This window comes from Chryseobacterium sp. WX (genome assembly GCF_029542485.1).
Lineage (GTDB): Bacteria > Bacteroidota > Bacteroidia > Flavobacteriales > Weeksellaceae > Chryseobacterium > Chryseobacterium cucumeris.
This window is the reverse complement of sequence record NZ_CP120710.1, coordinates 5,257,074-5,274,806: the sequence shown is the minus strand read 5'-3', so window position 1 is coordinate 5,274,806 and position 17,733 is coordinate 5,257,074. Positions and strand designations below refer to the sequence as shown.

13 protein-coding genes are annotated in these 17,733 nt (G+C 36.4%); 5 read left to right on the top strand and 8 right to left on the bottom strand.

The window, feature by feature from the left end; genetic code table 11:
• The first annotated feature begins 21 nt into the window (after positions 1-21).
• Complete coding sequence (gene ggt, locus PZ898_RS24160) at positions 22-1,710, top strand: gamma-glutamyltransferase (protein ID WP_277694450.1); 1,689 nt, start codon at positions 22-24, stop codon at positions 1,708-1,710.
• 170 nt (positions 1,711-1,880) lie between these two features.
• A complete protein-coding gene (locus tag PZ898_RS24155) occupies positions 1,881-3,161 on the top strand; it encodes a dicarboxylate/amino acid:cation symporter (RefSeq protein WP_277694449.1) in 1,281 nt (426 codons plus the stop codon).
• 152 nt (positions 3,162-3,313) lie between these two features.
• On the opposite strand, the gene PZ898_RS24150 is transcribed toward PZ898_RS24155, so the two are convergent.
• The 6 genes from PZ898_RS24150 to gyrB all read right to left on the bottom strand — a co-directional run bounded on the left by PZ898_RS24150 (position 3,314) and on the right by gyrB (position 11,795).
• Complete coding sequence (locus tag PZ898_RS24150; protein ID WP_062671591.1) at positions 3,314-4,165, bottom strand: YegS/Rv2252/BmrU family lipid kinase; 852 nt, start codon at positions 4,163-4,165, stop codon at positions 3,314-3,316.
• Between the two features lie 43 nt (positions 4,166-4,208).
• Positions 4,209-5,033, bottom strand: coding sequence for an RsiV family protein (locus PZ898_RS24145; RefSeq protein ID WP_123278004.1), 825 nt, complete (start codon positions 5,031-5,033; stop codon positions 4,209-4,211).
• A 93-nt stretch (positions 5,034-5,126) separates the two neighbouring features.
• Positions 5,127-7,061, bottom strand: a complete 1,935-nt coding sequence (locus PZ898_RS24140) for a transglutaminase-like domain-containing protein (protein ID WP_062670917.1) — start codon at positions 7,059-7,061, stop codon at positions 5,127-5,129.
• Positions 7,062-7,063: 2 nt separating this feature from the next.
• Complete coding sequence (locus PZ898_RS24135) at positions 7,064-8,956, bottom strand: DUF3857 domain-containing protein (protein WP_277694448.1); 1,893 nt, start codon at positions 8,954-8,956, stop codon at positions 7,064-7,066.
• A gap of 399 nt (positions 8,957-9,355) precedes the next feature.
• Entirely contained in the window at positions 9,356-9,778 is a 423-nt protein-coding gene (locus PZ898_RS24130) for a DUF5684 domain-containing protein (protein ID WP_277694447.1), read from the bottom strand.
• An 82-nt stretch (positions 9,779-9,860) separates the two neighbouring features.
• The gene (gene gyrB / locus PZ898_RS24125; protein ID WP_062670921.1) at positions 9,861-11,795 is read right to left on the bottom strand and encodes a DNA topoisomerase (ATP-hydrolyzing) subunit B; all 1,935 of its coding nucleotides are present in this window, start codon (positions 11,793-11,795) and stop codon (positions 9,861-9,863) included.
• A 234-nt stretch (positions 11,796-12,029) separates the two neighbouring features.
• Between gyrB and PZ898_RS24120 the strand changes: the two genes are divergently transcribed.
• From PZ898_RS24120 to PZ898_RS24110, 3 genes are read left to right on the top strand one after another with little or no spacing between them, the layout of a single operon-like run.
• A complete protein-coding gene (locus PZ898_RS24120) occupies positions 12,030-13,373 on the top strand; it encodes a cytochrome ubiquinol oxidase subunit I (protein WP_062670923.1) in 1,344 nt (447 codons plus the stop codon).
• Positions 13,370-14,374 carry a cytochrome d ubiquinol oxidase subunit II gene (locus PZ898_RS24115; RefSeq protein WP_277694446.1) on the top strand — a complete coding sequence of 335 codons (1,005 nt, stop codon included), beginning with the start codon at positions 13,370-13,372 and terminating at the stop codon, positions 14,372-14,374. Before PZ898_RS24120 ends, PZ898_RS24115 begins: the two co-directional genes overlap by 4 nt.
• Before the next feature lie 5 nt (positions 14,375-14,379).
• Positions 14,380-14,895 (top strand): ClbS/DfsB family four-helix bundle protein, encoded by a 516-nt coding sequence (locus tag PZ898_RS24110; RefSeq protein ID WP_277694445.1) that lies wholly within the window; start codon positions 14,380-14,382, stop codon positions 14,893-14,895.
• Positions 14,896-14,931: 36 nt separating this feature from the next.
• Here the strand turns inward: PZ898_RS24110 and lysS are convergent, their stop codons facing one another.
• Positions 14,932-16,629: a lysine--tRNA ligase gene (gene lysS / locus PZ898_RS24105; protein ID WP_277694444.1), complete on the bottom strand. Its 1,698-nt coding sequence runs from the start codon at positions 16,627-16,629 to the stop codon at positions 14,932-14,934.
• 174 nt (positions 16,630-16,803) lie between these two features.
• Positions 16,804-17,733, bottom strand: coding sequence for a 23S rRNA (adenine(1618)-N(6))-methyltransferase RlmF (rlmF, locus tag PZ898_RS24100; RefSeq protein WP_277694443.1), 930 nt, complete (start codon positions 17,731-17,733; stop codon positions 16,804-16,806).

Below are 17,733 nucleotides of genomic sequence, written 5' to 3'. Positions count from 1 at the left end.
TTGTAAACAAAAAACAATCATATGAAGAAGATTTTAATTGCTTCGATGCTTTTGGCAGCTCAGCTAAGCTGGGCTCAGTTCACCGATATCAATATTATCAAAGAAGTACAGGTAAAGAAGAAAGGTGTTGTCGTCTCTGCACACCCGTTAGCCAGTGAAGCGGGAGCTAAAATCTTAAAAATGGGAGGAAATGCCTATGATGCCGTTACTGCAACACAATACGCCCTTGCTGTAGTTTATCCTCAGGCAGGAAATATCGGAGGTGGCGGATTTTTGGTAGGTGTAAAAAATAACGGTGAAAAATTTACGCTGGATTACAGGGAAACTGCTCCTAAAAAAGCCTCCAGAGACATGTATATTGATAAAAAAGGAAAAGCAGATACTGATCTTTCCCAGAACGGAAGACTGGCCGTAGGTATTCCCGGAAGTGTAGCAGGATTCTTTGCTACTCTGAAGTACTGTAAGCTTCCTATGGAAAAAATCATCCAGCCTGCTATTGATCTTGCCGAAAAAGGATTTGCCATTACCGACAAGGAAGCGGAAATGCTGAATAATCAAAGAGAAAAATTCCAGAAGCATAATAAATCTTCGATCATTTTTGTAAAAGATACTCCGTGGAAAGCCGGAGATCTTTTGGTTCAGAAAGACTTAGCTGAGACATTGAAACTGATCCAGAAACAAGGTGCTAAAGGTTTTTATGAAGGAAAAACGGCTGATCTTTTAGTTGCCGAAATGAAAAGAGGAAACGGAATCATCACTCTTGAAGATCTTAAAAATTATAAAGTTGCTGAAAGAAAAGCGCTGGAATTTGATTATAAAGGAAGCAATGTTGTCACGATGCCTCTGCCTTCAAGCGGCGGAGTTCTTCTTGCCCAGATGCTCAGAATGGCTAGTTTTGAAAACCTTGAAAAGTATCAGCAAAACTCTACAAAAGCAGTTCAGATCATGACTGAAGCAGAAAGAAGGGCTTACGCCGACAGAGCAGAATATATGGGTGATCCGGATTTTATTCAGGATAAAACCTCTTATCTGATCTCGGATGAATATCTGAAAGGAAGATGGAAAAGCTTCAGTTTTGATAAGGCAACTCCAAGTGCAGAAGTCGGTAAGATTATAGAACAACCTAAAGAATCTATGCAGACTACTCATATTTCCGTATTGGATAAAGATGGAAATGCCGCTTCTGTAACCACCACACTTAATGGATACTATGGAAGTAAAGTTCTTGTTTCAGGAGCCGGATTCTTTTTAAATAATGAAATGGATGATTTCTCTATCAAACCCGGTGTACCGAATATGTTCGGAGCTGTGGGTGGAGAGGCCAATTCAATACAGCCCAACAAGAGAATGCTTTCTTCGATGACCCCAACCATCATCCTTAAAAACGGAAAACCTTATATGGTTGTGGGAACTCCCGGAGGTACTACAATACCGACTTCAGTGTATCAATCCATTGTGAATGTAGTGGATTTTACACTGAATGCGAATATTGCGGTGAATGCACCCAAATTCCACCATCAATGGTTACCAGAAACTATCACCGTGGAAAACAATTTCCCGGAAAGCACTATTTCTGAACTGAAAAGCAAGAATTACATCATTGAAAAGACAAAATATATTGGTAAAACAGAAATGATTGTCCTTGATGAAAACGGAAATATTCATGCTGTCGCTGATGGCCGTGGAGATGATTCTGTAGCAGTAGAATAATACTTATACAAAAATAACAAATACAGCCTGGGCTTCATTCTCCGAATGAAGTCCAGGCTTTTTTAAGCATTTTAGAAAACCCGCGCTACAGATTCTTTTCAATGACTTTTGTCATGTTTTTAGATAAATTTTCTTAATTTTCGCCCTTAAAAAAACAAAACGACTGTTCTTTGAAAGCAAAAAAAATACACAATCAGATTTATTTCCAGGTGATTATCGCCATCATTGCAGGTATTCTTCTTGGAAAATTTTATCCTGAGTTAGGAGAAAAGATGAAACCTTTGGGAGATGGATTCATCAAATTGGTAAAAATGATTATCGCTCCGGTAATTTTCATTACGCTTACGTTAGGAATCGCCCACATGACCGATTTGAAAAAAGTTGGCAGAATTGCAATCAAAGCAATGATCTATTTTTTTACCTTTTCAACTCTGGCTCTTATCATAGGGTTATTAGTAGGAAATATTCTTCAACCGGGTCATGGTTTAAATATTGATCCTTCTACTCTTTCGGGTGATGTTTCACAGTATCAGGCAAAAGCTCATGAATCAACACTTACGGGATTCATTATGAATATTATTCCGGAGACATTATTTAGTCCGTTGGTGGGTGAAAATATTCTTCAGGTACTTTTGGTAGCAATTTTAATGGGAGTTGCTTTGGTTTTAACAAAAGAAAAGAGCCAGAAAGTAACCGATTTTTTACAGGATCTATCAACTCCGGTATTTAAGATCGTTCATATGTTGATGAAACTGGCCCCGATAGGTGCTTTCGGAGCAATGGCTTTTACGATCGGTAAATATGGACTACATTCTGTTCTGAATCTTATATTCCTGGTAGGTACATTTTATATTACATCAATCCTGTTTGTGATTCTGGTATTGGGAGCGGTAGCATGGTATAACGGATTTAATATTTTCAAACTCCTTTTCTATCTTAAAGAAGAACTACTTCTCGTTTTGGGTACAAGCTCATCAGAATCTGCTTTGCCCGGAATTATGGAAAAACTTGAAAAGGCAGGTTGTTCACGCGCCATTGTAGGCCTTGTGGTTCCTACCGGATATTCTTTCAATCTAGACGGAACTAATATTTATATGACCCTGGCCTCTCTCTTTATCGCGCAGGCCTTAAATATTCATCTTCCTATCGAAAAACAACTGATGCTTCTTTTGGTGGCTATGCTAAGTTCAAAAGGGGCAGCTGGCGTTACAGGCGCCGGATTCGTTACCCTTGCCGCAACATTGGCAGTAGTTCCTGAGATTCCGATTGCAGGAATGACTTTGATTCTTGGAATTGATAAGTTCATGAGCGAATGCAGAGCTCTGACCAACGTAATTGGGAATTCTGTAGCTACCGTAGTAGTTGCCAACTGGGAAAAACAGCTTGATAAAAAGCAACTTCAATACTGCCTGGATCATCCGGCTGAAGTGGAAAAGAAACTGGAAGTATAAAGAGATTGCAGATGGCAGGTTTAGGTCGCAGGAATTGGGGAAAGAATCAAGGTTCAAAGTTCAAGGTTGTGTGTAACACCTAACCTGAAACCCAACAAACAGCAACGAGTAAATCCGAAACCAAATTAACCTGCATCCAGTACCATAAAGCTTTAAATCAAAATACTTAAACTCGCAGGTTGAACTTTAACATGGATTGGTGATTTGATCTTATTGAATTCACCGTCCAGATGCCAGTTTTTGGTATTCACCTTAAATGATATTTCAGAGACTGGAAGATAGGTTACATATTCATCATCTTTCAGTCTTTTAGTAAACATTCGGAAAGCAAAAAGTGCTGAATAAGTAAGTGGAAACTTTTTTACCAAAACCATGTCAACCAGTCCATCACTTTTACTGGCTTTCGGAGCAATATAGGCATTGTTACCAAACTGACGGGTATTGGCAATGTTCATCATCAGATACCTTCCATTGTACTGTTGATATTCTTCATCAAAAAATTTCACCTTGATAGGTTTATAATTGAAAAAGGTTTTCAGGGAAACTTTGATATAATTTTTGAATCCACGGCTTGTTTTTTCAAATTCCTTAACCACTTTACCGTCAAATCCTGTTCCCGAAACATTGATGGATAGCCTGTCGTTTACCGTAAAAGTATCAATCTTTCGGGAGTTTTTAGCTTTTATTTTTTCTAAAAGTTCATCCAGATTTTTACTGAATTGTGTTTCATTGGAAAATCCATTTCCTGAACCTGCGGGAAAAATTGCCAGAATTTTATCTGTGTAAATAAGATTTTTGGCTACTGTAGAAATAGTACCATCCCCTCCGATGGCCACAAAAATATCAACCTCTTCAAAATGGGACTGAATAAATTCATCTGTTCCTGGAATAGATTCTGACACATAGTACAATGGGTTATTAACCTTTGTTTTAAGTTCGTTTAAAAACGGCTGATAATTTTTTTTGGCCGAAAAAGGATTGATAATAAAAGCTACTTTGTCCATTACCACAAAATTAAAAAATGCTTCCAAAACTGGAAGCATTAATTTACTTAATTTTCATTCTTTCTTTAAATTCTGTATTTAATGTACCTTTCAGATCTTCCCATGAAACCGGAATTGTAATGTCTCCGGCAGCAAAAGCAGCAATTTCATACGGACTGTAGTGAAAATACAGGTTTTTATCATCAAAATAAAAGTTGTCTGATGCCGGAATTTTATCCACTAAAAGCATTTCTGAGTTCTTCACTTCTCCGTCACCATCCATTGTACCACTATTTATTTTATCAATATTTTTCATCAGAATGGCTTCAATTTTATTTTTAGGCATTGAAGTAATGTCTTTCAGTTCTAATTTTTTGTTGTTTTTAAGATCAAAAACCCTTTCGGAAAATCCGTAGTTATCATGTGCTCCTCCTTCATACCCGCTTCCCAGATACTGAATATGCATATAACCGTTAGAATTAGAAATAAGATTCATATGCGAGCTTGAATACCAGTTTTGAGCATAAGTAACATCTGAAACCCAGTCTTTATTATCATTTTTTACAGAATTGAAATAACTAGTTTTTTCATTATCCAGATAAGCCTGAAGACCAGCTTTGGAAAAATCTTTAATCTTTTCATTCTGGAAATAGATGCTGTCTAACAGTTTTTTATCTTTTAAAGTTGGAAAAACCAAAAGCTTTGAAGTAAAGCTCACTTTTAAAGAATCCGTAATTTTTGTAGAGTCATTGACTTTCACAGAGTCTACTACAAATTCTTCAGTGGCTTTGTTTTCTATTTTTTCTGCTGATCCTGCTGTTTCATTTTTTTTACAGGCAGTAACAGCTAAGAAAGAAGATAATGCTATAACAGCAATCGTATTTTTCATAATTCTATTTTTGGGGTATTAAATACAAAAACCATTCAAAAGATGAATGGTTTTTGAAAAAAAAATATTTTTTTATTTAAATCCTTTTAACTATTACTTTTTTACAAGACTGATTACCTGATTTTCAAATTTAGAAGCAACGCCCCAGATTTGTTTGAATGCAGGGTAATATTCTTTCGGGTAGTCTGAACTCCCAATTTTGGTAGTTGTAGTCACCTCCAGTATATTTCCTTTTTGTTCTACAGAATAAGTATATGCTATTTCTTTATCTTCTGTAACGATCCTTTTTTCTTTAGGCATTTCCTCTATCTTGTATCCTTCAGGAATTTCAAGAATGACCTTTTTTGTTCTGGTTATGGGTGATCCAAAATCAATTGGATATTTTCTTACTTCGGTTTGATCAAATTCATTAGAGTTTTTACTTAAAAACAGCATCGGATTAATAATCATTTTCTTCCCTACTCTGTCAATAAGGTTGGACGAAGAGAATTTCATCGTGCTTTCAAAGTCGCCATTTTCCAACACTTTCGAATTGATATCCGTGAAATCCATTGAGAAGTTTTCTTTATACTGCTTCTTGTATTTTTCTGCGTTATCATCGTAGTTGTCTTTAGCATACATCGCGTATGCACCTGTATCTTTATCCGAATAGGTACCGGAAATACTACCGTCATCATTGATTTTGGCATTCGCTGTAAGATAAGTATTGCTTGATTTTACATTGGACATCTGAATCTGCAAAGCCTTATCTTTAGTCACAAGGATTCCATATTGATTCCAGTTTTTTAGAGGTATTTCATCCAATGAAGATTGTTTGGAGGTAGCATCATAAATATGCAGCTGCTTATCTATATCAATTGCTGCCAAAACAAAGTTCATATTGGAAATATTAGGGGACACCATATTGATCAATCCGTTCTCTACCGTAGAAATAATCAACGGATCAGCTTTAAGACCTGCTTCGCGAAGCATCATAACAAGGAAAAGATTAATTTCTGCGGCGTTGCCGGTTTTAGTTTCCAAAAGTTTTTTGATACCGTCTTCTGTATAAACCCCTTTATCCTTATTCCATGTAAAGGTTTTCTGAACGTATGAAAATATTGCATTGGCTTTTTCAAGATCTGTTTTCATTTCCGAAACTCCTGCCGGAATATTTTCTCTTGCCAGTTTTGTTCTTTTTATTTCACCTCCAAAATCATCACTATCATACAGTCTCTTTGCAATCTGATCCCATGAAGATGAATACAATTTAAGCTCGCCGAAATTAGTAGAATTTAGCTCAGCACTGATTTTTGTTCTGAAATTTCTATCGTTTCTTACAAATTTTTCAGTTTTAAAACCAGTCAAATTCTCATAAGCAAATCTATAGGTTTTATATTGAGCACCATACAGATATCTTTCTTCCATTTCTCTATACTTAGGACTGATTCCTCCCGTATAGTTTACATTATAAGACATATTGATGGGTGTATCAAAAACATATTCTGTATTCAGTGAAGGAGTATCAGATTCTATCAATACCTCTGGAATCATAAAGCGGAACGGAGATATAATTTCATATTGATATTCTATGACAGATCCATTTTTCACACTTGGAAAAGCAAATTTTGTTAAAGTAACATATTTATTCTCTTTACTCTTATATTGAGAACTTTTTTCCACTTTTACTGGAACTGTAACTCCATTTTCAAGATTATAGGTAAAAGCTTTGAACTTTCCCAGTGATTCTCTGTTGGTTCCAACATTATAAATAGGAATTTCAAGATTCAACCAGTCTTCGGCTTTATCTTTATTATAAATCTTCACTCTGTAAAAATATCTTTTGTGGAGATTTCCTGTATTGGAATCCACCATAAAATAAGCAGATTTGTATAAAATTTCGGCAGGAGCATTTTCATCTAATAAAGATTTTGCTTTTGACAGATCTGCCTCATTAAATTTGGGAGGGTTCAGAAATTCATATTTCTTCTGAGCACTGATCAATATGGTATTGGCAGAGCAAAAAAGCAATACTATAATTTTTTTCATGGTTATATTTTTGTTATTAAAATTTTCGAATTATCCATATTCAGAATCTTTTTTCTGAAACTTATATAATCGTTGTATTTTTCTTTTGGATATAATCCTTTATTGATCTGTACTTTTCTGACCACCTTTACCTGTCCTTCACTTTTAACAAAACTTAGTTTGTAAGATCCAAATTCAGAAGTGATGCTTGAATTATCAGGAGTTTCATCCACCTTATACCCCAAAGGAAGTACATAAGCAATTTCATATTCGTCCTCATAAGACATACCGACTTCAAAAGGAAGCTCGCGGGTTTCATCAGTTTTAAAGACAGCATCATTAAAAATAGGCACAGATCTGAATAGAAGGCTGTTTCCAGCTTTTTTGGAGAAATTATTGGTCTTAAAATCAAGGTCGTAGGTAATAACAGCATTATCTCTGTCATTGTTAAAATTTTTCATCTCAACCTTTTCAAAATTTAAAACATTAAACCTCTCTTTTACCGCATCATTTTTTTCAGTGGGATTAAGACTGGCAAACCTCAGATTATAATCATATTGATTTCCCGTATAGGAAAAATTTCCAGTCCCGATAATACTGTTGTCCTCATTAAGGTTAACTCGCAATATTTGTTTTTCTTTATTTTGTTCAGCTTTATAAACTGGTGTATTGATAAGTTCTATTCCCTTCGGAGTTACAGCAAGCACATTCCTGTCAGTGGTATTATAGCTTAAATGATTAAAGGCTATTTGTTGAGAAGTATTTTCAAGCCAGATATTTCCTTTTTCAGTCGGGATCATCAGAATAGCGTGATTTCCTCCCATAGAAGGAAATTCGGGATCAAAAGAAACCTGTGAGGAACTGGAATTGATCACACAGTATTTAGATGGAATTCCTGCTTCATTCAATAGAATTCTCATATAATTCGTTAATGCTTTACAATCTCCATATCCTTTTTTGTGGACTTCATCCGGCTGCATAGGAAGCCAGCCCCCAATTCCTAATCCTACAGCGATATATCGGGTTTTGTTCTGCATGTACTGATAAATTTTCTTTACTTTATCTTCTACAGATCCCTGTAATTGTAAGGATGTTACTTCAGCTTTAATAGCCGGAGTAGATACCGAAACTGGTTCTATCAGATCTTTATAATACCAGGTTCCAAAATCCGTCCAGTTATTTAAAGTCCCTTGTTTTCCTGCCAGGTTAAATTTTGTTAAAGCAAAATTTACTGAAGGTAAGATTTTAACAGGCTCCGGAATCATAAAAGCATCATCAATGGCAGGTACATTTTTATAGGAATAGGTCTTATCATTTTCACTTCCGCTTTCTACAACAGACGCATAGTTATACTTTGAAGGGTATATCTTGGTACGCAGTTCAATTCCTGATGTATTAATGATTTTGAACTGAGCCTCTTCCAAAGACATTTTAATAGAGTGAAACGGTACAAAATCCTGAATAAAGATCGTATTCTTATCTTCGCTTTCATAAGAAAAATCAACAGTATAAGGATACTGAACTGATGTGTAAGAAAATACCAGAATTCTGTTATCAGAATAGAAAACTCCCTGAGGATTATTAGCAAAATCTTTAAAATCCGACTTTGAAAAGCTCTTAACCTTTTTTCCTGCTTCATCATAAATCGTAACTTTTATATTAGAAATACTTTTTGCTTTATCATAAGGTATATACGCTACAGCTCGTTCATCACCATCTTTATTTAAAACTGTAGTCACAGTATTATATTGGTATTTTATTTCATCAACTTTGTTGATCTGAACCGTTGTAAATTTTTTTCGTATAACAACGTTAGCATTTTTCTTTAAATTCTCAGGAATGGCAGAGGCAGGATAGCTCTGTGCGAAATACAATGAGGCGGTAGATAAAGCCCCCAAGACTAATATTTTCATCATAGTTATTAAGATGATACAAAAATAATAAAATCTTAATAACTGTTAAAAAAAATATAAAAGGCTTCAACATGTGAAGCCTTAACCTATTACTTAAAAAAGTACTATATTAAATGTACCTATAAGAAAATGAACACATTATCAACTTTTCATCATTAATTTTGAAAAGTTAAAAACAGAATATTTATACTCATTCTATATTGGGAGAAGGGTGTACCTATTCTGTGGCATGAAGGGATAAACTTCATATTATCTTCATTTCAAATTTAAAATAAATTACAATTCATGCAATTTAAATAATGTAGAATTAATAATAGGAAGAAGTACAATAAATTCTACAGCTTAAAATTATTTATAAAAAAGACCTCAAAAATGAAGTCTTTTAATTTTTTTGTTTCTTTTTTAATCATTCGGGACCAGTTTACTATCAAACTGATCACTTCCGAGTCCCAATAAAGGAATAAAAATAAATCCGAAAAGGAGAATGAGAATCGTGTAAAGAGGAGTTTCTTTGGCAAAGCCTTTGGCTAGTCTGTCATATACAACCCAGCATGCATAAATGTTTACCAGTGGAATAAAGAAAAGAATGATCCACCAAATTGGTTTTTTCACAATTTCCAGCAATACAATGGTGTTATAAATAGGAATAAAGGCAGCCCAGGCATCTTGTCTTCCTGCTTTCTGAAAAATTTTGTACATGCAATATCCGTAGAAAATATAGCAAAGTAAGCCGAAGAACATCGTTCCGATCCCCAATCCTGCAGCTACTGCTCCAGAAGCCGCATCTGCCCCGTTGTAAGGGTCTGTTTGTAAAAGAGTTAACATATTATTGTTTTTTTGGTTTATCCAAATATAAAAAAAGCTTCTAAATAATTAGAAGCTTTTTTTGTTATATTTTTAAAAACGTTTATGCATCAATTTTGGCATATTTCGCATTTTTCTCGATAAACTCTCTTCTTGGTGGAACCTCATCCCCCATCAGCATAGAGAAAATACTGTCTGCTTCCACTGCATTATCAATGGTTACCTGTTTAAGAATTCTGTGTTCAGGATTCAATGTAGTTTCCCAAAGCTGTTCAGGGTTCATTTCTCCAAGACCTTTGTAACGTTGTACTTCTACTCCTTTACCATCCGGAGCCATGTCTAGAGTAAACTCTTCACGTTCTTTTTCGTTATATGCATATACTTTTTTGTTCCCTTTCTTTAACAGGTATAAAGGAGGTTGAGCAATATAGATATATCCATTCTCAATAAGTTCCTTCATATATCTGAAGAAGAAAGTAAGGATCAATGTAGAAATGTGAGATCCATCAATATCGGCATCGGTCATGATAACGATCTTGTGGTATCTCAGCTTAGCCATATTCAATGCTTTGCTGTCTTCTTCTGTTCCTACAGAAACTCCAAGAGCTGTATAGATATTTCTGATCTCTTCATTATCATATACTTTATGAAGCATAGATTTCTCTACGTTCAGAATTTTACCTCTTAAAGGAAGGATAGCCTGGAAGTGTCTGTCTCTTCCCTGCTTAGCCGTACCCCCTGCGGAATCTCCCTCTACAAGGAAGATTTCAGATTCTGCCGGGTCTTTAGAAGAGCAATCAGATAATTTACCTGGAAGACCAGAACCTCCCATGGGAGATTTTCTCTGAACCATTTCACGGGCTTTCTTCGCTGCCTGTCTTGCCTTTGCTGCCAAAACAACTTTCTGCACGATCAGTTTTGCCTCAGAAGGGTTTTCTTCAAGGAAATTGGTAAGCATTTCCCCAACAATTTTATCAACAGCTCCGGAAACTTCAGAGTTTCCTAGTTTTGTTTTAGTCTGTCCTTCAAACTGAGGCTCCATTACTTTTACAGAAATCACAGCTGTTAATCCCTCACGGAAGTCATCACCTGTAACTTCTACTTTCTCTTTCTGTGGAATACCCAGATCATCAGCATATTTCTTAAGCGTTCTTGTTAAAGCACGTCTGAAACCTGCTAAGTGAGTTCCTCCTTCATGAGTATTGATATTGTTTACATAAGAGTGAAGATTTTCGTTGAAAGATGTATTGTAACGCATTGCTACTTCTACAGGAATATCATCTCTTTCTCCTTCCATGAAGATTACATGTTCCATGATAGACTCACGGTTACCATCAATGTAAGCAACGAATTCTTTTAACCCACCTTCTGAATGGAAAACTTCCGAACGGAAAGATCCGTCTTCTAATTTCTCTCTTTCATCAGTTAATGTAATGGTAATTCCTTTGTTAAGGTAAGAAAGTTCTCTTAAACGGCTTGCTAATGTATCGTAATTGTAAATTAACTCTGTAAATATACTATCATCCGGCTGGAAAAACTGCTTGGTTCCTCTTTTTTCGCTGTGACCAATCTCCTCAACACCTGTCTGGGCTTTTCCTCTTGAATAGATCTGCTGGTAAACATTTCCATCTCTGTAAACAGTAGTGATCATCTCATTGGAAAGTGCATTCACACACGAAACCCCAACCCCGTGAAGACCTCCTGAAACCTTATAAGAGTCTTTGTCAAACTTACCTCCGGCTCCAATTTTTGTCATTACCACTTCAAGGGCAGATTTCTGCTCTTTTTCGTGGAAATCAACCGGGATACCTCTACCGTTATCACTTACCTCAATTCCGTTTCCTTCCTTGATGCTAACGAAGATCGTGTCGCAGTACCCTGCCAATGCCTCGTCAATAGAGTTATCTACTACTTCATAAACCAAGTGGTGAAGTCCTCTGACTCCTACATCACCAATGTACATTGAAGGACGCATACGTACGTGCTCCATTCCTTCCAATGCCTGAATACTACTAGCTGTATATTGTTTTTGACTCATATTAAAAATTAAAAATCCTGCTGTATGCAAAGACTCACAAATATCGTGATTTTTTTCGAGGTATGAAAGTTAAAAAGTGTCAAAAAAATGTAGAGTTTTCTTATTAAAAACATAAGAAAAAGGAAGCCAATAAAAGATTCAAAATTAAAAGGTATTGCTGAAATTGCAACTGTTGTAAATCATATTCAACATCAATAATTTATGCTTAAATTTATTAACTGAAAAGTTGAAATTATGGATGATTTTATAGCAGCACGCGCTCAGATGGCACTCTCTCTGGGCTTTCATATCATATTCTCTTGTGTGGGTATGGTGATGCCTTTTTTGATGGCTTTTGCCCATTGGAAATATCTAAAGACCAATAATGAAGTATATAAAGGACTGACAAAAGCATGGAGCAAAGGGGTAGCTATCCTTTTTGCTACCGGAGCAGTTTCAGGAACCATGCTTTCCTTTGAACTTGGACTTCTATGGCCTGGATTTATGAAACATGCAGGTCCGATTTTCGGGATGCCGTTTTCTCTGGAAGGAACAGCCTTTTTCATTGAGGCTATTGCTATCGGTTTCTTTTTATATGGATGGGAAAGATTCAATAAATGGTTTCACTGGTTCTGCGGATTTCTTGTAGGAGTAAGCGGGCTGGCTTCCGGAATTCTGGTGGTAGCAGCCAACTCATGGATGAATTCTCCCACCGGTTTTGATTATATTAACGGACAGTACCTTAATATAGATCCTATAAAAGCAATGTTCAATGATGCGTGGTTTCCGCAGGCTCTTCACATGACGGTTGCGGCATTTTGTGCAACAGGATTTGCCGTAGCTGGAGTACATGCCTTTATGATTATGCGAAAAAGAAATGTTGAATTTCATACCAAAGCTTTTAGAATTGCCGTAGGATTTGCTTTGATTGGGGCATTCGGAGCACCTCTAAGCGGTGATGTTGCTGCAAAGTCGGTGGCAGAAAGACAACCTATCAAACTGGCAGCTATGGAAGCTCATTTTGAAACGGAAAAAGGGGCTTCATTTGTGATTGGAGGAATTCCTGATGAGGAAAAAGAAGAAGTGAAATATGCAGTGAAAATTCCGAAAGTTTTAAGTTTTCTGGTGAGCAATGACTTCAATTCTGAAGTAAAAGGTCTTAAGGATTTCCCTAGAGATGAATGGCCTCCGATTGCTGTGGTTCATTATGCTTTTCAAATCATGATTTTCTTCGGAGTGATCATGATTGTTATTGGAGCTATTTATTTATATGCTTTCTTCTTCAAAAAAGAATGGCTGAATAAACACTGGCTATTGAAAACATTTTTAATAGCAACACCTTTTGGATATATTGCGTTGGAAGCCGGATGGACAGTAACGGAAGTAGGAAGACAGCCCTGGATTATTTATGGAATTATGAGAACAGTTGACGCTGTAACTCCTATGCCGGGAATACAGTATTCATTCTATTTTTTCACGGCTATTTTCGTATCATTATCATTGATCCTTGTTTTCCTTTTAAAGAGACAGATTCAAATGGTACCGAAGCTTTACGATCCTACCGATGCTCAGTTTAACGATAAAAACAAAAAATCATGATTTACATTGTAATAGGTTTTCTCTGGCTATCCATCTGTCTTTATATTATTCTGGGCGGAGCTGACTTTGGAGCAGGTATTGTAGAAATGTTCACTAATAAAAAAGCCCGTCATAAAACCCATGAGATTATGTATGAATCTATTGCTCCTGTTTGGGAAGCCAATCACATGTGGCTGATTATTGCCATCGTTATCCTTTTTGTTGGTTTTCCGGAGATTTATACCACTATGTCTACTTATCTTCACATTCCTTTAGTCTTAATGCTTTTAGGAATTATTGCAAGAGGAACAGCTTTTACGTTCAGGCATTATGATGCTGTAAAGGATAACTGGCAGGTTTTATATACCCAGATTTTCTATTATGCGAGTCTTTTAACTCCTTTCTTTTTGGGATTAATTGCTGCTGCTACGGTTTCACATTCTATCAATCCTGATGCTGTAGGTTTTCTGGATTTGTATGTATTCAGCTGGCTGAACTGGTTTGGGGTTTCTGTGGGCTTATTTACTGTAGCCCTTTGTGCTTATCTTGCTTCTATATTTTCATTAAGAGAAACACGTGATAAGGCCGATCTTTTGTTAATGATCAGAAAATCCAAGCAGACGATGATCTTTGTTGTGGTTACAGGAATATTGGTATTCGTAACTGCTTATATTTCAGATATTCCCCTTTTGACGTGGGTATTTTCAAAGCCTTTGGGGATTATGGCGATTGCTTTTGCCACCATTGCCTTGTTGCTTATTCTAAGAGCGATGAACCGTCAGAAGCTGCTTCCTGTACGTGCTTTGGCAGGATTCCAGATGGTGATGATTTTAGTAGCGGCAACGTATCAGCATAATCCGGATATTATTTTATTAGGAAACGGACAGCATCTTTCATTACTGGAACATATGGCTCCTGAAAAAACTATCGCCGCATTGGGATGGGCATTGATGCTGGGCTCATTGTTTATTCTTCCTTTCTTATTTTATCTGATGGCTTCTTTCAGTAAGTTGAGAAAATAGTAAGTATGCAGGGTTATAAAGATAAAACAGAATTCATTGAAGAGCTAAAGAAAAGATATCTGCTCTATGATAAGGAATTTAATGATATCAAAGAAGAGGACAAAGATCTTTTGCAGCCAGAAGTTGATAAAACTCCATCACAAAATATTTCCTATCAATTGGGTTGGACTCACCTCCTTTTACAATGGGAATCTGATGAAAGCAAAGGAATTGAAGTGAAAACTCCCACTCCTGAATATAAATGGAATAACCTGGGAGGATTGTACCAGTCTTTTTATCATGAATACGGTTCTTATAGTTTACAACAGCAAAGAGACTTGCTGAGAAATCAAGTTGATAAAATTATCACTTGGATAGAAAATCTTGACGATGAAACACTATTCACTCCGGAACAGAGAAAATGGGCAACTACTCCCGCCCAGTGGCCGGTTTGGAAGTGGATTCATATCAATACCGTAGCTCCCTTTAAAAACTTCAGGGCACAGCTCCGGAAATGGAAAAAAGAAAAAGGTACAGCATAGCACTGTACCTTTTTTATTTATGTTTTCTGAGAAATCTTAAGCCAATTTCATCAAAAGATTTTCGTCAATTTTCTCTACTTTCACAATATTGTTTTTTGTCAAAGTCTTGGAAGCTTTATCCCATTTTTTACCGGATAACTGGCTTCTTTCTTTTACTTCAGCCAAAGCCATTGGCTCTTCCTGAGAATTAAGGATTTCAAGGATTACTTTTTCATCCTCGCCCAGTTCAATTTGCGGTGTTGCTTTTTCAGGTCTCATCTGAGGGAAGAATAATACTTCCTGGATAGAGGCATTATTCGTTAAGAACATGATTAATCTGTCCATACCGATTCCTAATCCTGAAGTTGGCGGCATACCGTATTCCAGCGCTCTTAAGAAGTCCTGATCGATAAACATCGCTTCATCATCTCCTCTTTCAGATAACGCCATCTGAGCTTCAAAACGCTCTCTCTGATCGATCGGATCATTAAGCTCTGAGTAAGCGTTAGCGATTTCTTTACCGCATACCATTAATTCAAAACGCTCTGTTAAGCCTTCTTTGCTTCTGTGTTTCTTTGTCAGTGGAGACATTTCGATCGGATAATCCGTAATGAAAGTCGGCTGAATGAAGTTTCCTTCACATTTCTCACCAAAGATCTCATCGATTAATTTTCCTTTACCCATCGTCTCATTTACTTCGATACCGATAGACTTGGCAAAATCGTATAATTCCTTCTCAGTTTTTCCAGTGATATCGAACCCTGTAAATTTCAGGATTGCTTCTGTCATGGAAACTCTTGGATAAGGAGCTTTGAAATCTACTTCATGTTCCCCAAAGGTAGCTTTTGTAGTTCCGTTTACCTGGATAGCACAGAATTCCAGTAATTTCTCAGTGAAATCCATCATCCAGTTGTAATCTTTGTAAGCTACATAGATTTCCATAGCGGTAAACTCAGGGTTGTGAGTTCTGTCCATTCCTTCATTTCTGAAGTTTTTAGAGAACTCGTATACTCCGTCAAAACCACCTACGATCAGTCTTTTCAGATATAATTCGTTGGCAATTCTTAAATATAATGGAATATCTAATGCATTGTGATGCGTGATAAACGGTTTTGCTGCTGCTCCACCAGGAATTGACTGTAGAATTGGTGTTTCCACTTCAAAATATCCTGCATCATTAAAGAATGTTCTCATGGCATTGAACAATTTTGTTCTCTTCACGAAAATTTCTTTTACCTGTGGGTTTACCGTTAAATCTACATAACGCTGTCTGTATCTTAATTCAGGATCTGTAAAACCATCGTGTACTACTCCGTTTTCATCAGTTTTAGCCTGAGGCAGCGGACGTAAAGCTTTTGTAAGAAGCGTAAAGTTTTTCACTAAAACCGTCTTCTCTCCTACCTGAGTGGTAAACAATTCACCCTCAATACCGATAATATCACCGATATCCAGAAGGTGTTTGTATACTTCATTATAAAGTTCTTTATCTTCACCCGGACAGATCTCGTCTCTGTTGAAATAAACCTGGATTTTTCCTTTAGAATCCTGCAATTCTGCAAAAGAAGCTTTTCCTTGAATTCTGCGGGACATCAATCTACCAGCGATCTTCACCTGTTTACTTTCAGAAAAGTCCTGTTTTATAGATTCTGTAGTATCTGTAATTATATACTCATCCGCAGGGAACGCATTAATCCCCATTTCAGTAAGCTTATTCAGCTTTTCTCTTCTAATGATTTCTTGTTCTGATAATTGCATTTCTTATTTTTCTAAAAGCGTACAAATTTAGGCATTTTTGACATGACCGTCAATGGCTTTTTTAAGAAATTTTAAAAAGTGGTAAAGATGCGGGGTATTGGGGTTCGGGATACGTGTTTAGAGATCAAAGATTTGAATGATTGTGCTATAACATTAAACTTTGAACTTTGAATTTTAAATCAACCAGCTTTTTCTGTCTTTTCGAGGAATAAACGTCCACGCCAGCATTCTGCTTACTTTTTGTCCCTGAGCCATATCGATGGTTTTCACCTCTACAGCATTTACTTTCTTTAAAAGATTGTTGAGTTTATTGAGATTGTCTTTTTTGGAAACCAGACACGTGAACCAAAGAACCTGTGATGAAAACAATGTGCTTTCATTGATCATTTTAGTAATAAAAGCAAGTTCACCACCTTCACACCAAAGTTCAGACTGCTGTCCGCTGAAGTTAAAAAGAGGTTTCGTTTTCTTTGATTTACTAAGATTTTTTGTTTTTCTGATATTCCCTTTCATGGCAGATTCTTCAGAATCATGAAAAGGAGGATTACACATGGTAAAAGTGAATCTGTCGTCAGGACTAATGATATTGGTAAAGATGTGATCAGCATCAGGCTGTCTTTTTAACTGAATGACAGTGGACAAATCCTCATTTTGATCCAGAATGTGTTGAGCATTTTTCAAAGAATCCTGATTGATATCCGTTCCCAGCATTGTCCAGCCGTAAGATCTGTGGCTGATTAAAGGATACACAAGATTAGCTCCTGCTCCTATATCCAGACCTTTTACAGAATTTCCTGTCGGGATTTTATTAAGTTGTTCACTTAATAAATCAGCAATATAATGGACGTAATCTGCTCTTCCCGGGATGGGTGGACAAAGATTGGTATCGGGAATATCCCAACCTTTAATGTTGTAGAAATGTAAGAGTAAGGCTTTATTGAGCAGTTTAACTGCTTGAGGAATGCTGAAATTAATGGTTACCGTCTGATAAGCATTCAAGAAAACATAGTGTTTCAGTTCCGGCACACAAGAAATAAGCTGATCAAAATCATAGGGATTACGATGCAGATTTCTTGTGTGCAGACTGGATTTTTCAGCGGACAT